Origin of the sequence: Yersinia sp. Marseille-Q5920, assembly GCF_946902935.1 — a bacterium.
GTDB lineage: Bacteria > Pseudomonadota > Gammaproteobacteria > Enterobacterales > Enterobacteriaceae > Yersinia > Yersinia rochesterensis.
Map to the genome: position 1 here is coordinate 154536 of NZ_CAMPQA010000003.1, position 17293 is coordinate 171828.

Sequence of the window (17293 nt, forward strand, 5' to 3'; positions counted from 1 at the left end):
AACATGGCAATCCTCCTTATATAACATTGGCGTATGAATAATATGATTATATTGAGTAGCTTGTCATTTAGTCTACTTTTTTTATAGCTCATTATTATTCCCGAGAACTTCAAGTTTTCTAGCTCTCCCCATAAGGCTTCCACTGCATTTAATATGGTTTAAATTTAGCCAAAAAATCTAACCGAATGATTTTATTAACCATGAGCCGCCGTGTGAGGCGAAAAAAGTCTGAACACTCGTTAAGATAAAGTTTGCACGCTAATATTTAGAAGCCTCAACCACTCGGTTCAGGCTCCTTTTGGACTACTGTTTAATACTTATCTATTGATAAGAGAATGTTATGCTGGCAAGCGCATTTGCAGTGCCCGGTTGTAAATTCCCCGTGCGGATATAACGCGCCTGGAAAGGCAGTGTCAGTGTTTGTGCCTGACCCGTGCTTTGAACAAAAAATTGATTGAGCGTTCCAGAAGCCGAACTGTCCGGGCCTAACATCAGCGGGCCATTACCGTTATAGAAAAACTCCACACCGACACCAGCGGCAGTTGAGTTACTGGTTAATGACACCACAGAGGAGCTGTTTGCCGGTTTAGCTTGATCTGTCATCACTGCGTTAACGGCAATATTTTCATCACAACTCAGGGCAATATCGAAATGACCAAAAGCAGATGTGCTACCAACCGAAGGTAGTGTGCGGACATCAATCACCCCAAGATCCACATTTGCAGCCTTGGTGTTAACAGTACACCCTGATGCTTGCACAGTGATACTGACAGGGTTGATGATCACTCGCGCAGTTTTCACCTCATTGTTGTAAGCCGTCAGCACTGCGGCATCAATAGAACTTGTCTGGTACACACCGGATGAGAGTGTATGACCCGTTTTGATAAACGTCACTTTCGCCGACCAGCCCAAATCCGGACTGGAGCCGCTATATGTCTGAGTCTCTCCATCCAGTAGCGGTATATAGACGGAGCTATTGAAATCTTTCAGCCCAATAATAAAACCCACGCCAGCCACCCCGGTTTCAAAAATAGCGTAATTAACGCCATCGACATTTACCGACATACCTGTTGGGATTGCACCGCTGCCCGGCATCATCGTGCTTTTATTGCAATGGAAGATATAGCCGCACCAAAATACTTGCTGCACTGATACAGTAGCACTCCAAGTGGAACCGATAATATTACCGGGCCTCACTGAATCAGCAGGGCCGACATAATTCATCGGCTGGGGCGATAACGTAATATTTGATTTCCAGTCCAAAGCATAAGCCTTACTTGCGCAGCAAAGCACAAAAATAATAGTGACAAATAATCGTATCATTGATACTCCAATACCCAAGTGGCTATGGCCGATACAGGGCCGGGGCTGACCGGAGAGCCGGTTGCAGTAAGGCGGGCGTAAAATTTCATCTGAACATTCTCCGCGCCAGGTGTTCCCAAAACTTCTGTTTGCATATTTAGCGCCAGAGGCTTTTCAGCTTTATTCAATAACTCAACAGCAACGCCCGTAGCACCACCGTCATCAATTTTAATCAGATCGGCCCCAGAGCCATCCGGCGTACCGACAAAGCGAACTTTGACTCCGGTAAATGTCGGCCCACACTCTTCCAGATTGATGAAAAAGGGGGTTTTAATATTGCTGATCCCGTGCCCAGCACCGAATTGTTGTGTGCCGATATTTCCTAAAGGAACAGTCTGCATTGTCGAATCAGTCGAAACTGTACAGGTGTTGCCAATCAGTTTTCCCGTCACTGAGACCAGCACATCGTAGGCCAGCACCGGCGCGGGTAAAAATGAAAGTGCCAGTATTGTCAGTAATGACTGCCTTAAAATTATTGACATACCAACTCCTGCGAATAGAGACCCGTATTAGGGTTATGATATTTTTTATCCAATTTGAAACGTGCGGTGCAGGTTTTATCATTGCCTGTTCCCCATACCGCCCGTAGCAGTCCTTGCTGAGGTAGCCCGGATAAATAAAGGCTCCCTTCATCACCAACGATACCGCTGTTAGTGCTTTTGTCATTCAGCGAGACAATCGTCCCAAATGGAAGAACGCCGTTTTTATGGCGAATAAAGAACATCGCTTTCATGCCAACCTTGGTCGAGATTGTTGCTCTTACCAGGGCACCTTCGGTCGGTGTTTTACTCACCATTGTATTGTCCAGCTCAACACTATCCCCTGCCGTCGTAACGTCCATTTCTACCCGGTTCATACGGTAAGGGGTCGCATAGGGGATAACTGCATAGCCGCGACTGTCGGTTCTAACACCTCGGTGGCTACGGATGGCAACATCACTTGCTCCCTCAGCTTTAATCAGAATGTTGGTGTTGCCCAATGGCTGGCTGAATGTCAGGCCATCTTCATGCAACACTACACCGCCACTCATACCGTAACTTAGGCTACGAGCGTTCTTCGAATAGCCGTAGCCAAGGTTGTAGTCACCCCTTGCCCCTTGGTAACGAAGGGCAAGATCACCACCAGACTGTTGCTGGGCACTGTAACGCTGGCTGGCGCTATAAAATAAATTTTCCTGCCCTGGCACGTAGCCATTAAGACCTATATTGTTAATAGAACCTGATGAATCAGAGTTCGTCAGCGCATAATTGGCACGAGTGGACAGCGCAGGATCGCCTAATGGCAATGAGAACGAAAAAGCGAAAATATTATCTTTTTTCCTGTCATACAGGCTGGTGCTACGCTGGTAGCTAACCCCGTAGGAAACTCGACCAAATGTGTTATTCCATGCAAATTGAGCGCTTTCAGCCGATTTATCTGATTTCCAGTAAGTTTGTTTATCCCACGACAGTGATAGCGCGCCAGCATCACCCATACTTTGTGACAAAACGACCTGGTTTCTGGATTTACGGGATAAAGCCAAATTGTAGACATTCTCATAATTAGTGCTGATAGAGCCATCAGCCTCCTTTATGAAATCCACATTTCCACCTTGCATCCGTTTGTAGGTGGTATCACTTAATTCATAGAAACCATCAGAGGAGAAGAACCATGAATTTAGATTAAACCTGGTTCCATAATTATTAACTAACTTGTTGTAACGCAGACGTAAAGCGTCACCACTGTAACGATTGCTATCGGCCAGCAGGCTTTGGGCATGAGTCACATCAATTGAATATGCACCCAAACGCCCAACGTTTTGTCCAATTCCCATCGCCAGGCCGGTGTAATTTTCTGAAAACTGAGCGCCACCGTAGAGCGTCAAACCATATTGCCAGCCCCAAAATGCTTCAGTTTGCATAATAAAAGGAGAGTCCTGGTTTTCATTCGAGCGGAAATACCCGACCCCAGCAGCATATTTAAATTGCCCCGGACGTACCAAATTCGGCACGCTGGCAAATGGAACTGTGTAATGCGATTCCGTACCATTGGCCTCTTGGATCGTCACGGATAAATCACCGCCGGAGGCCGTCGGATATAAGTCATTTAATATAAACTCACCAGGGGAGACGGAAGTCTGATAAATAATATTGCCATTCTGGCGTACAGTTACAGTGGCATTACTGCGAGCAATGCCACGGACTTCAGGAGCATAGCCCCTCAGGCTAGCTGGCAGCATATTATCGTCGGTATTCATTGCCACACCTCTGAGCCCCACAGAGTTAAAAATTTGTGCGGAGGTGTTGGTTTCACCCAAATAGAGCTGAGACTGTAATGGGGGTAAATCACGCTGCACCCACGTTTGAACATGCGTTAAGCCATCATCCGTATTTTTTGTCCATGTTGAATAATCGCGAAATCGCCACGGGCCAAAATTCATTCCGCTGTTCAAGCCAATAAACATCTGATTGTCTATTCCCCGACTTTCGTGACGATATTCATTACGAGCCCCATTGACGACGTAATTCAGCCAACCAGAATTAATACCATGCTCCCAACTTTTGGGATTAATATAGTCACGAGGCACATTTAACATATACCGCTGAGGCAGATTAAAATAAAGAGATAACTTATTTTGCTCAAAAGAGACTTTTGTGTCGGGGAAATAGTCCTCCAGAGAATAACACTGATCATCGGATAGAGAAAAATCACCCTTAGCCTGAATCACATCAATAAGCATTAATTTAATCTGCTCCAATGTCAGACATGGCTCAAGTGCGGAATTATTACTTTTCTGATTAACGTTAAATTTCACATCTGTAGTAAATGCGTAACTTTCGTTTACATAGATATTGACGTTATACACGCCTGAAGGTAATTCACCACCATCATTAACCCAAGATAGATCTGCAACGCTATCATTTTCGCCATTAAGAAATGCGGGATTAAAATGAATATCATTCTGTGCGTGAACTACGCCCGCCAATAAAAAATGGGATAGCAGAACGCAATTTATTTTAATTTTCACTCTGCACACTCTTATATATTCTGAATTATTTCATAATAAAAACAACTCAACGCATTGTTAACATTATAGAAATTTTCGGCGTCCAAGCACCATAATCATTGATTGCCTGATAACTAAGCTGACGAGCGTTGCTGAATGATTCTTCAAGCGTCACTGTATCTCTCGGCGGGATCATGACCGACGATACTGCTTTCCCATCCACTTTCATATTTATAGTCGTAATATAAAAAGGAGTCGGATTAGTAATATTTATTTTACCATTATGAAATTCGCCACTAAGACTTCCCCACACTTCATTATTGATTTTTTTTGTCAGCGCGTCTGGTCGATAAAACAACTTAATACGACTCGCCGAGGCAAACTGTAAAGTATTAGCATGACTTTCCTGCCCAGACTGAGGGATTGCTTTTACGGTTATCCAATAAAGCGTTTCACGGTCTTGAGGTAACTGTTGGCCATTAAACATGACCTTAACTGAATTTTCTATTTCTGGTTTAAGAACGAATAGAGGTGGTGTGATAACAAAATCACTAGAGCGTTGCCCTTCAGCATTTTCAACCCACGACTGAATAAGAAAAGATGATTCTTTATTTGTATTTCTGACGTCTAATAAAGATTGTGAGGTTGAACCTGAATAAACCATTCGGGTTACACCTAACCCAACACCTCCGGCATATACCGTAGATGTGCACAACGAAGTGACCAATAAAATAAATATCGTCAGAATACGCATGATAAATACCTGAATGTTGAAATAAAGTTTAAGGTCCGGCGATCCTTACCAGACCTATCAATTAAGAGTAAGTCAGGGTGTAAGTAGCAACAGTGCTTGCATCACCTGCAGTAGCTCCACCTTTAGGTGAATAGTATTTCGCACCAAAGATTAGCGTATTTAAACCATCGCGTAAGGCCACAGCGCTGGATGCCTCACCCAATTTAATGACCGTGCCCAGTTCGCTATAAAGACGAACAGCTACATTCTGCGCAGTACCCGTTCCACCATTTGAACCTACCGCCAAGCTAGTAGGATCATCATTGTTTGGTGTACCACTAAAGGTCACTGCAACATCTTTAGATACTGTGGAGTCACAATCTTCCAAAATAATAGAGAATTTCTTCATCGTTGATGCTTCACTGGCTGCTGCACTCAATGCAGCAGTTCTTACCTGCCCCATTTCCACGTTGATGTTAGCGCTATTGCTGCTCACAGCGCAGGCTGCGGTTACAACAGAACCATTGAAATTAATGGTGCCACCTGCAACTTCCGCAGCATATGATGAAGTCGCCAGCGGAATCAGTGCTAACAAACTGAACGGTAACATCTTCAGTGTTGAAAATTTATTATGTACTTTCATGTTAATGCCTTCTATATATTGACGTTGTGAAAATAAGATAAAGTTAGTCTTAAACAATACAGAGACCTGTTTTGCTTTTTGATCTATTTATATCATTGGTATGTATTTAAAATACACTGGGTTAAAAATCATGCACACAACTCTCGCGTATAGATGTGTGTAAACTTCAAAAGTTATCATCGCGCTAATAGATATATACTTAACCAGCTATGATAATTAACTCTCAATTTTATAACATCATTGTTATCTGGCTTAAAGTTACAACTAAATAGCATGATGAAAAACACTATTATGTATAATTTTTTGATAAAACGAGAATCTTGTAAGGAAAGTATCTCAGCCAACTGGAAATTTCATAACTTCTACAAAATTAGGCGGTAAAATAATGGTGTAATAGCATGGGATTTTAATGCATAACCCACCTTTCCAACATTAAAAATAAAATCCTGGTTCAATCCAATTGAGATTAATTTAAATCTTAATTCTCTTATCGTTTTCCATAATTGTTGGCTAGATGCAACGAGGTTGTGGTCTTCCCAGACTTCCTTGAGGAAAATTTCTTTCGAAACCGTCTGTTCCCCTTTAGCGACTCGAGTGAACAAGCACTTCAAAAATCTAACCATCACATCATTGAGAGCAACGGCACCCATAATCATTGAGCGCTCAGGATAAACTGCTGAGATTCTCGTTAATCTTTTATTAGCAATATCAAATTGAATATCATTATCAATGATGAAGCCAAAAAGTCCGTTTTCCATAAATCATAAAGCCTTATTCAAATGCATATATTTTATTTTTACTGCCGATTGATTGTTGATCATATAGGTTATCCTAATCTCAAAGCAATCATCTACACATAGCAAAGTATTTTATTACCAGATTGTAAATTTTAGTATTTTTTTACATCCCACATTCATATGGCAGTTAATATGTTCATCTATGTATGCTTTATTAGTTTTTTCATCTTAAAAACTCACTATTTTTTTTGCTAGCATTAAAAGTTATTTTAATGCATATTTACAGATTTAAATTCCAGTGAATTTATTGTCATTATAATGTAAATACTATTCTGCGAACCCTAGAATTAGCCGATATAGCAAACAGTACCTTTGATACAATATATTTTATTCGACTGTGTTACCTATCCTATATCCTTCTGTCATAAACAATGTTCGTACTTGTTCTGTTGGGTGAGATAAATACTATTGAACAATCTCGAATTATCATAATTAACTTTGTTTATTTAATTTTATTTATGTTTATTTACTTAAGAAGTGCCCTACCGACAACGTATTGAAAAGATTGTTAAAACAATAGTGTAAGCCAGTCAGGCAAACCCACTTAAGCCATTGTTTTTATTGTATTAATTTACATTATTAAGAAAAAATATTTATTGTCATAAAATATTGAATTACACTTAAACGAATAAAGTAGCATTGACACACAAAAGAATGATCTATTTTTAATCAGGGTATTAAAAATGCACACTAAATTTATTATTAATGGACAGGTTTGCTTCTTTTCTGAAGAGCATCGATTGGAACCAATGGGACAGCAAGGGTCTGGCGTTTCCTTGAATGTGCCTGTTAGTCGATGTTTATTATTGCTACTGCAACGTAAGGGAAACGTTATCAGTCAGAGTGATTTTGTTTATGAAGTGTGGGAAAACAAAGGGCAGTTTGCTAATGCCAACACTTATTTTCAAAATATACATCTATTGCGTAAGGCGTTGGCAACTTCAGGTATTAAAGACAACATTATTAAAACCATTCCGAAGGAAGGGGTTCGATTTACAGGTACAGTGACATACCCCTGTGAAGAAAACGCTGAATCTAGTGCGGAGGCAACTCAGGATGCAACAAGTCACATCACCAACGAAGCATTGACTGATACACTTACCCCCGAAAAGATTAATGGAGAAATACAGCCACCACCCGAACCTTTTTTTTCCAATCGGATTACTTTATATATCAAGATTTTTCTTATATTCTGCCTATTAAGTTTGTTTATTTTTCTTTGGTTAAACTTCCATGAAGATACCAGTCAAAATGTAGATTTCTTTTCAAACTATCAGCAAATTGGGGAAACGAATCATTGTAAAGTATATGCCAGCAGTTCATCTATTTTGTGGCCACGTGACGAGTATCTAAATTTTATCCAAAAAAGAGACATTCATTGTCAACCCGGACAGGTAATCTACATCGCAATGAATATATTCCGAACACGCTCACTCATCCATATTTGTGATAAAAATGTGAACAATACTTCATCATGTTTAACGAAATTGTATATTGTAGAGCGTAAAAATGAACGGTAAAAAAACGCTTATCCTGTTCGTCTTTTTAACCATGCTCGCCTTTTCTCCCCTTATTGCAAAAGTAGTTCATCGCTATAATTCAGACCATTTTTCTTGTTTGGGGCGAATCAACATCATATCTAGCGAAACAAACTTCAATGCACAGGCTAAATACTCTTTTGACGGCGATCATGGTGAAGTCGCCGTAGTGGGAGAACTCAGTAAATTAGGAGAAAGAACCCAGAGAATATCGCAACAGTTATTATTTAATTATACTCGTAATGGTAATGAGATTATCATGTTATCGAAAAATTCAGCGTTGAGCGATAACCAGGCTAGAATGTTGGTTTCGTTAGTTCCTGATTTTTATCTTTTTAAAGATAGAGGATTACGGATCCGAATTTATCAGCAAGGTGATGGATATGTCTTTACTACTTTCAATATCCCTGTATTTATCTGCACTAAAATATAATGGAACATCATCATTCTATAACACGAATACTGTTGATAACTCATGGTGATTTCTATCAGCTAACTGAAAATCAGCCCGCTTTCTGGCTACCTTTTTGCTCTAGCAGCATTAGCTGCTGAGCACAGCATTGATGTTTTACTGTTTCACAGCCGCCAATGCCTGCGCACAGGCCCAAGCTGAGCTCCAGGCCCATTGGAAGTTATAGCCCCCTAACCAGCCGGTGACATCAACAACCTCGCCAATAAAGTATAGCCCCGGTACTTTATGGGCCTCCATCGTCTTAGAGGAGAGTTCTTGAGTATCTACACCGCCAATTGTAACTTCAGCAGTACGATAACCTTCCGTTCCATTAGGCTGCACGCGCCATTGTTGCAAATTGGCCACTAACGCGGCCTGCTGCGGCGCATTTAATTGTTTCAAGGTGACATCCGGCAGCTGATCCAAGGTCTGGAGACATTCTACTAACCGCTTAGGGAGCAACTGAGCCAATGTATTTTTTAAGGTCTGATTGGGGTGTGCTTGCCGCTCATTATTGAGGAAAGTATCTAAGTCAGTGTCAGGAAGTAAGTTAATGCTCACATACTCGCCAGCTTGCCAATAGCTTGAAAGTTGTAAAATGGCCGGGCCAGAAAGGCCACGATGGGTAAATAAAATGCTCTCACGGAAACTGACACCATTCTCTGCCGTCACTACCGCCGGTACTGAAACACCGGAAAGTGTTTGCAAGTGCTCCAACAAAGGCTTATGCAAAGTGAATGGGACCAAAGCCGCGCGCATCGGCAAAACTTTCAAGCCAAACTGTTCTGCCAGTTTATAGCCAAATGGAGAGGCTCCTAATCCCGGCATAGACAGCCCACCTGAAGCCACCACCAGTGAGTGAGCGCTCACTTTCACATCATTAATCTGCAATAAGAAACCGGCATCGTTTTTTTCAACTGACAGAATATCACTGCGTAGTCGAATCGTAACTTGCCCCAATTCGCACTCTTTCAGCAAAAGCTCGACCACTTGTTGAGCAGAATCATCACAAAACAGTTGCCCCAGTGTTTTCTCATGCCAAGCAATATTGTAGCGATTCATCAAATCAATGAAATCCCATTGGGTGTAGCGCGCCAAAGCAGATTTACAAAAATGAGGGTTTTGTGAGAGATAGGCTGCGGGTTCGACAAACATATTGGTAAAATTACAACGGCCACCGCCGGACATCAGTATCTTGCGCCCTGCTTTTTTACCATTATCAACCAACAATACCCGGCACCCAGCTTGCCCGGCCTGAGCCGCACAAAATAAGCCCGCAGCACCTGCGCCTATCACTACCACATCAAACTGTTCCACACTGGGCCTCACTGAGTAAAATCATCATCACTGCAAAATTGTTCGCTTTATCGCCAATACGCATACTGTTTATTCATTCAACTGATAAATTAGCGGCGGGAGATTGTAAGTCGCCCGCTGACAGGAAGCTATAGTAAGAAAATGTCTCATACGGTAAAACTAAGTAACCTGCTGATATAACATGCATATGTTGCTCAAAAAGACGAATTCATATGCGGTCATGTCAAAAAAAGGTCATATTTTCCTTTTCCCCACCCCCATTGTCACTGATAATGCGCCGCGTTCATGTCCACAAACTGGCGTAACGCTTATGCTGCATCTTTTCGCTGGCCTGGATTTCCATACCGGCCTAATGTTAGTTCTTGCTTTGTTGTTTGTGCTGTTTTACGAAGCCATCAATGGTTTTCATGACACAGCCAATGCGGTTGCAACCGTAATTTATACCCGCGCCATGCGTTCACAGGTGGCTGTCGTGATGGCAGGGGTGTTTAACTTCCTCGGCGTGATGCTGGGCGGTTTGAGCGTGGCTTATGCCATTGTTCACTTATTGCCTACTGATCTGCTGTTAAATGTCAGTTCAGCACATGGGTTGGCGATGGTCTTCTCTATGCTGCTGGCGGCGATCATCTGGAATTTGGGCACGTGGTATTTCGGTATCCCCGCCTCCAGTTCGCATACGCTGATTGGTGCAATCATCGGTATTGGTTTAACCAATGCATTAATGACCAGCACATCTGTTGTTGATGCGCTGAACGTTCCTAAGATGATTCAAATCTTCCTGTCATTAATCTTATCCCCGATTGTGGGTTTGGTTATTGCCGGTTTGATGGTGTTCCTGTTACGTCGTTACTGGAACGGAACCAAAAAGCAGCAACGTATTCACCTGACACCTGCGGAACGTGAAAAGAAAGACGGTAAACGTAAACCGCCATTCTGGACCCGTACAGCACTGATCATATCGGCTATTGGCGTGAGTTTCTCTCACGGCGCTAACGATGGTCAGAAAGGGATCGGCTTGATCATGCTGGTATTAATTGGCGTGGCTCCGGCAGGCTTTATTGTGAATATGAATGCAACCGGTTATGACATTGCCCGCACCCGCGATGCAGTGACTAACCTGCAACAATATTATCAGCAACATGTTGAGGTATTGCCGCATGCCGTCGCACTGAAACCCTTGGTGCCTGAGCCAGATACATTGCCGGGTACACCAGCGCAGTTCCATTGTGACAACTCACGCGCCATGATAGCGATTGACCGCGCACAAACACTGCTGGCCAATTTGCAAAGCTATAGCGACCTAACGGTCGACCAACGTGGCCAAATGCGTCGCTTGTTGATGTGTGTTGCAGAAACCGCAGGAACTGTTGCCAAACTGCCAGAAACCAGTGCTGAAGACCGCCGTTTCCTCAATAATCTGCGTACAGATTTGTTAGAAACTGTGGAATATGCACCCACCTGGATTATCGTTGCCGTCGCTCTGGCCCTGTCTTTGGGTACCATGGTTGGCTGGAGACGTGTGGCAGTGACTATCGGTGAAAAAATCGGTAAGAAAGGCATGACCTACGCACAAGGGGTTTCTGCCCAGATGACTGCAGCGGTCTCCATCGGTATTGCAAGTTATACCGGTATGCCAGTATCGACAACTCAAGTGCTCTCTTCAGCTGTTGCCGGCACCATGTTAGTGGATGGTGGTGGTGTGCAGAGTAAGACGGTGAAGAACATTATGTTGGCGTGGGTATTAACCTTGCCAATCTCTATTCTTCTTTCCGGTGGCTTGTACTGGATAGCGTTGAAGTTTATCTAAATCCAGCGAAACAGTTATACTCGAATTTGGGTAAAGTAAAGGCGGCCTTTTCAGGTCGCCTTTTTACTTATTTTTATGCCAAAATTTCATACTAATACCACAACATTAAGCCCACCAGACTGACCACGACCAAACCACATAATGCGCTGGTCAGGATAAATTGCCCACGCAACCTATCACAACGACGAATAAACTCCGGATCGTGATGGTCCAGATAACGTTGAGCGAAGATATAGCCGACTAATCTAATCTGCTTACTCGGCTGACCGTGGGAGGTAAAAAATCCACCACCATCAACATACTGATACAACAACGGGTCGCAACCCCGTAATACCACTAATAAAGCACGCAATGATGAATAATAACGCGCCATATTAATCACACATACCACACACAAAGCCCAAAAAAGCGCGACGGTACTGATCATAATCATCCTCCCAGCGATATTACCCGCATTAGGTCAGTTCCCCTGAGCCTGTGCGCCATCGCTCACTCTAGCTGATACAAACACCCCCAGGGCTTCAAAAGCCACCCCCTATCGTTCGCTTTCTGATTGTGGCTCGATGCATTATTCCCTCGACACACTATCCGAACGTGTTGGACTCCCTTTATGAGTGTAGGAAATGAAATGAAAAATAGCCTGATAATCTCTAAATTAAGCCTATTTTGGCGTTTATTAAGTATCGATTAGTATTAACTTATAACAAACTTTTCTGGTACGAAAATGCTGTTATCCCCTCCTAAAGCTGGCTAAATATTAAACTTTCTTAACTAAATTACATTAATTCAATCGCCATTTCTTATAGGTTATGTTTGCGCAGAAAATATGGAATTACGTCAATCACAATGTCTAATCCGCGCTATACTTAGGGTAATGAACTGCTTTAAATTCAATCAATATGACCTTATATTAGGGCAATGCGCGGTAGAGATTGATGGGACATTGGTGTAAAAAGACATACGCTAATTTTAGTGATCATCATCAAAACAGTGTGTTGTGATCCGTGAAACACTTCAGTTAGGGGTCATAATGGTACTATGTCGATATCGCGTTAGCACCCGTTCAACGGTTGAATGTTTGCTTACCCATTAATTAACATTATGGAAGGAGTTTACTTATGGCTTACAAACACATTCTGATTGCGGTTGACCTATCTCCGGAAAGTAAGGTGTTGGTGGAAAAAGCGGTCTCTATGGCCAAGCCGTACAATGCCAAAGTTTCCCTGATCCATGTTGATGTTAACTATTCAGACCTTTATACCGGCCTGATCGACGTTAATCTTGGCGATATGCAGAAACGCATTTCTGAAGAAACGCACAATGCATTGACCGAACTTTCTCAAAATGCCGGTTATCCCATTGAACAAACACTGAGTGGCAGTGGTGATTTGGGTCAGGTCTTGGTTGATGCCATTAAGAAATACGATATGGACTTGGTATTATGCGGCCATCATCAGGATTTCTGGAGCAAGTTGATGTCTTCAGCACGCCAGTTGATCAATACCGTTCATGTCGATATGCTCATCGTACCACTGCGCGATGATGAGAATGGTGAAGACGATTAAGCTGCTGAGTCTCATTAGCTTAGCATCAATCACCTTTGACGCCCGCCTTTAGCGGGCGTTTTTTATGCTGAATCCCACACCCACCCTATATCTCCACACATTAATAACCCTACTAAGTTTTTGTCAAAATCCCTTGCGGCATGAATATAAACCAGTGATATAGTCGAAGATGCACAACATCGTCTCCTCACTATTTTGGATAATAATAATAGACCGCAAAAAATCTGTTAGGAGAGTCTCAATGGGTACAAGGAATTATTAGTGATGAATTGTTTAAACTCTCTGGAGTCATTTTTAGAATCTTTACAACAACGTGATGCCAACCAACCAGAATATCTCCAAGCTGTACGTGAAGTTTTCACCTCACTTTGGCCCTTTCTGGAGCAAAACCCTCACTACCGTGAACAAGGCTTATTGGAACGTTTAGTCGAGCCAGAGCGAGTCATTCAGTTCCGTGTTGCCTGGACTGACGACCAAGGTAAAGTTCAGGTTAACCGCGCATGGCGTGTTCAGTTTAGCTCAGCGATTGGCCCTTATAAGGGCGGGATGCGCTTCCACCCGTCAGTAAACTTATCCATTCTTAAGTTTCTGGGTTTTGAACAGACCTTTAAAAATGCCCTAACAACACTGCCAATGGGTGGCGGTAAAGGCGGTTCTGATTTTAATCCGAAAGGGAAAAGTCAGGCGGAAGTTATGCGTTTTTGTCAGGCATTGATGACCGAGCTTTATCGTCATCTCGGCCCGGATACTGATGTTCCTGCGGGTGACATTGGTGTTGGCGGCCGCGAAGTTGCCTTTATGTCCGGCATGATGAAGAAACTGTCCAATAACACCGCCTGTGTTTTCACCGGCAAAGGGCTTTCTTTCGGCGGCAGCCTTATTCGCCCGGAAGCCACGGGTTACGGCTTAGTTTATTTCACCGACGCCATGCTCAAGCGCCACGGTTTAGGTTTTGAAGGTAGAAGAGTCTCTGTTTCTGGCGCAGGTAACGTGGCTCAATACACTATTGAAAAAGCTATGGAACTGGGCGCTCGAGTCATTACCGCCTCTGACTCCTGTGGCACTGTGGTTGATGAAGAAGGCTTTACGCCGGAGAAATTGGCCCATTTGGCTGAGATTAAAAACAAGCGTTACGGCAGCATCGAAGATTATGCCCGTGAACGTAATCTGGTCTATTTAGCGGGCCAACAGCCGTGGAGTGTCCCGGTTGATATCGCCTTACCTTGTGCAACACAGAACGAGCTGGATTTACCTGCCGCCCGTCAGTTGATTGCCAATGGGGTTAAAGCCGTCGCTGAAGGCGCTAATATGCCGACCACCATTCAGGCCACTGATGCTTTCTTGGATGCCGGCGTTCTGTTTGCACCGGGTAAAGCGGCCAATGCCGGTGGCGTTGCGACCTCAGGTCTGGAAATGGCCCAGAATGCGGCCCGCCTGAGCTGGAAGTCAGAGAAAGTTGACGTTCGTTTGCACCACATCATGCTGGATATTCACCAATCCTGTGTCGAGTATGGCGGTGACGGTAAGCAAACCCACTATGTTCATGGTGCTAATATTGCGGCCTTTGTCAAAGTGGCAGATGCCATGCTGGCCCAAGGCGTGCTGTAAATAATAAAACACCCATATTCTTTGAGATAAGCATTGATAAGAATATGGGATGTTTTTACCCAATGGCATTCAACCATCGTATTTATATAATCCAACGTATTTATATTAAAATTTCTCTTTAAGATTTCGCTTATTTAAAATAAGAACCTAATCAGTGACATTCCCTTCTCGGATTAATAGATATTAAAATAATTCATTTTTAATGATTAAGGAATGGGAATGTTAAAGGAATATTTAAAAACTCACACTGACGTTATAAATAGCAATGAAAAAACAAGTATTAATAATATACCAAACAATATGGAACTCTCAGCAATAGTCTATGAATACAAATGGGAAAATAAAGATAATCACAACATGACCGCTGTGACTTATTCATTTAAGCAGAGTATTTCTCAAGAGTATCATTATTATCGACTCAAGAATGACGGCCCGATTTCTGCGCTTAATCAGTGGCAAATATCGCAGACAAGAATCGCGATGCAGAGCATATCCGATGTGGCAAACATCAGATTCATTGAAGTTAATGAAAGTGTTAACGCTAATATTCCCATTGTCAATGTCCACCCCGAGCAACCTATCAGTGCCGCAGGTTATGCCTATAGTCCTAATCAAAGAAATCTCAGCCCGGTGTGTATTAATGCTGATTTCCCGGAGAATCTTACCCCCACCCAGTCAAACTATGGTGGTCACGTTATTGTCCATGAAATCTTGCATACTGTTGGCCTGAAACACACTCATGACACTGTTGGGTTGACACAACAAGAAAGCGTCATGAGCTATGCCTCTGAGTGGAACTCAGGTGGAAACTATGCTGGATATAACGCATCCACACCACAAATGTACGATATCGCCGCACTCCAATATCTTTATGGCCCGAATATGAGCACCCGAACCGGGAATAATATTTATACCTATTCCAGCCATGCCCCCATACTTTGTATATGGGATGCCGACGGTATTGATACTCTTGATTTTTCTCATCAAACCCAAGATCAGGTCATTAACCTTGCCGCAGGCAGCTTCTCTCATATCGGGGGACTAAAAGGCAACATCTCCATTGCCTATGGCGTGGTGATAGAAAATGCTATTGGCGGTAGTGGTAATGATCAATTATGGGGTAATAAGGAAATTAATGTCCTGGCGGGTGGGGATGGCGATGATAGTTTATCAGGTGGCAACGGGGCCGATCATCTTTGGGGAGGTAAGGGAAATAATACTTTTATCTACCACCATGTTAAAGATTCTTTAACAACCTCCGCTGACACTATTCATGATTTTAACGCAGGTGACGATAAAATAGATTTATCTCCACTTATATATGGTAATGAAGATATTGCTCTAGTCGACAAATTCAGTTTTAGTGGTCAGACAGAAATAATGCAGAAATATGATGAAGTCAGGGACATAACTTATTTAATGGTTGATTTTGATAATAAGGTGCATGAAGCCGACATGATGATCAAGCTCACCGGCAAGCATCAACTTACATTAAATAACTTTATCATCAGCCCGCTGCTCACTGCCTAATAATGAATGTTTAAAATCAAAAGCGCCGGCAATAGTTTGCCGCCGCTTTTTTAACACTGACCAACTCCGCGTCAAGGAAGATGGGTATTACCCAAAGTCATTGGCGTTGCAGTAAGGCAGCAAACAAACGCATCCCGATGAGCTGACACAAGTCAGTGATTCGGGTAAGTGAGTGCCGCTAACACCACTGCGGCGTCAAGGAAGATGGGTATATAAATCGAAACGGTGGCTTTTAGTGGTCACTGCGCCCTGCGCAGCAATCCCCGCCAGAGGTTCTGCATAATCTGGGCGCTTAACCACCACGCGTTTGGTCGCCAATGCCCGCGCCGGTGCCAATAGCCCATCGGCATCTTCGTCAGCGCCCACTAGCGATTGGAACACCCGCATTTCCTTCTTAACCAACGCACTTTTTTGCCGGTGCGGATACATTGGATCGAGATAAACCACTTCGGGCCGAGGTTCAATATCCGCCAACGCGGTTAAACTGGACGCATGCAACAATGTTAGCCGCTCGCGTAACCACGGGCCAATCTCGGCATCCTGATAACCACGGCGCAAACCATCATCCAGCAAGGCGGCGACCACCGGATTGCGTTCCAACATTTGCACATGGCAGCCCAGTGCCGCCAATACAAAAGCATCCCGCCCAAGGCCGGCGGTGGCATCCACCACGCGCGGAAGATACCCTTTTTTGATACCAACCGCTTTAGCAACCGCCTCACCGCGCCCGCCACCAAATTTACGGCGATGGGCGAGTGTGCCGTCAACGAAATCAACATAAATTCCGCCGAGTTTCGGCTCATCGCGCTTGCGCAGCTCAAGGCGCTCAGGGGTTAGCACCAGCGCCATAATGGACTCTTCGTCAGACACCAAACCCCAGCGTTCCGCCAGAATAGACAAAGCGCCGGGTTCGGCACCTGTTTCAGACAATAAACAAATACTTACCTGTGACACAT

The 17293-nt window shown here is 43.4% G+C and carries 15 protein-coding genes; 6 read left to right on the forward strand and 9 right to left on the reverse strand.

The annotated features are described in order from the left end of the window. Positions 1-321: 321 nt before the first annotated feature. From OVO64_RS05980 to OVO64_RS06005, 6 genes are all read right to left on the reverse strand, one after another. On the reverse strand, positions 322-1323 hold the full coding sequence (locus tag OVO64_RS05980) for a fimbrial protein (RefSeq protein ID WP_038637392.1): 1002 nt from the start codon (positions 1321-1323) through the stop codon (positions 322-324). Continuing rightward, positions 1320-1844: a fimbrial protein gene (locus tag OVO64_RS05985; RefSeq protein ID WP_038637394.1), complete on the reverse strand. Its 525-nt coding sequence runs from the start codon at positions 1842-1844 to the stop codon at positions 1320-1322. The genes OVO64_RS05980 and OVO64_RS05985 overlap by 4 nt, the downstream gene beginning before the upstream one ends. Then, on the reverse strand, positions 1835-4369 hold the full coding sequence (locus OVO64_RS05990) for a fimbria/pilus outer membrane usher protein (protein ID WP_038637398.1): 2535 nt from the start codon (positions 4367-4369) through the stop codon (positions 1835-1837). The genes OVO64_RS05985 and OVO64_RS05990 overlap by 10 nt, the downstream gene beginning before the upstream one ends. Positions 4370-4415: 46 nt before the next feature. Next, a complete protein-coding gene (locus tag OVO64_RS05995; protein WP_050291856.1) occupies positions 4416-5102 on the reverse strand; it encodes a molecular chaperone in 687 nt (228 codons plus the stop codon). A gap of 61 nt (positions 5103-5163) precedes the next feature. Next, complete coding sequence (locus OVO64_RS06000) at positions 5164-5724, reverse strand: fimbrial protein (RefSeq protein WP_038637401.1); 561 nt, start codon at positions 5722-5724, stop codon at positions 5164-5166. A 362-nt stretch (positions 5725-6086) separates the two neighbouring features. Continuing rightward, entirely contained in the window at positions 6087-6482 is a 396-nt protein-coding gene (locus tag OVO64_RS06005) for a winged helix-turn-helix domain-containing protein (RefSeq protein ID WP_038637405.1), read from the reverse strand. Between the two features lie 722 nt (positions 6483-7204). Between OVO64_RS06005 and OVO64_RS06010 the strand changes: the two genes are divergently transcribed. Both OVO64_RS06010 and OVO64_RS06015 read left to right on the forward strand, forming a co-directional pair. Further along, entirely contained in the window at positions 7205-8041 is an 837-nt protein-coding gene (locus tag OVO64_RS06010) for a winged helix-turn-helix domain-containing protein (protein ID WP_050291860.1), read from the forward strand. Beyond that, a complete protein-coding gene (locus tag OVO64_RS06015; RefSeq protein ID WP_038637412.1) occupies positions 8031-8492 on the forward strand; it encodes a hypothetical protein in 462 nt (153 codons plus the stop codon). The genes OVO64_RS06010 and OVO64_RS06015 overlap by 11 nt, the downstream gene beginning before the upstream one ends. A 135-nt stretch (positions 8493-8627) precedes the next feature. Here the strand turns inward: OVO64_RS06015 and OVO64_RS06020 are convergent, their stop codons facing one another. Beyond that, the gene (locus OVO64_RS06020) at positions 8628-9827 is read right to left on the reverse strand and encodes an NAD(P)/FAD-dependent oxidoreductase (protein WP_038637416.1); all 1200 of its coding nucleotides are present in this window, start codon (positions 9825-9827) and stop codon (positions 8628-8630) included. A gap of 310 nt (positions 9828-10137) precedes the next feature. Between OVO64_RS06020 and pitA the strand changes: the two genes are divergently transcribed. Then, the gene (pitA, locus tag OVO64_RS06025; protein ID WP_038639922.1) at positions 10138-11634 is read left to right on the forward strand and encodes an inorganic phosphate transporter PitA; all 1497 of its coding nucleotides are present in this window, start codon (positions 10138-10140) and stop codon (positions 11632-11634) included. A 91-nt stretch (positions 11635-11725) separates the two neighbouring features. Here the strand turns inward: pitA and uspB are convergent, their stop codons facing one another. After that, the gene (gene uspB / locus OVO64_RS06030) at positions 11726-12061 is read right to left on the reverse strand and encodes a universal stress protein UspB (RefSeq protein ID WP_038639924.1); all 336 of its coding nucleotides are present in this window, start codon (positions 12059-12061) and stop codon (positions 11726-11728) included. Between the two features lie 691 nt (positions 12062-12752). Here uspB and uspA point away from each other — a divergent pair. From uspA to OVO64_RS06045, 3 genes are all read left to right on the forward strand, one after another. Continuing rightward, positions 12753-13199, forward strand: a complete 447-nt coding sequence (gene uspA / locus OVO64_RS06035; RefSeq protein WP_004874931.1) for a universal stress protein UspA — start codon at positions 12753-12755, stop codon at positions 13197-13199. A gap of 264 nt (positions 13200-13463) precedes the next feature. Beyond that, complete coding sequence (gene gdhA / locus OVO64_RS06040; protein ID WP_004388942.1) at positions 13464-14807, forward strand: NADP-specific glutamate dehydrogenase; 1344 nt, start codon at positions 13464-13466, stop codon at positions 14805-14807. Between the two features lie 219 nt (positions 14808-15026). Next, entirely contained in the window at positions 15027-16337 is a 1311-nt protein-coding gene (locus OVO64_RS06045; RefSeq protein ID WP_186377385.1) for a M10 family metallopeptidase, read from the forward strand. A 195-nt stretch (positions 16338-16532) separates the two neighbouring features. Here OVO64_RS06045 and rsmJ read toward each other — a convergent pair whose 3' ends face one another. Beyond that, positions 16533-17291, reverse strand: a complete 759-nt coding sequence (gene rsmJ, locus OVO64_RS06050) for a 16S rRNA (guanine(1516)-N(2))-methyltransferase RsmJ (protein WP_145509398.1) — start codon at positions 17289-17291, stop codon at positions 16533-16535. Positions 17292-17293 lie beyond the last annotated feature (2 nt).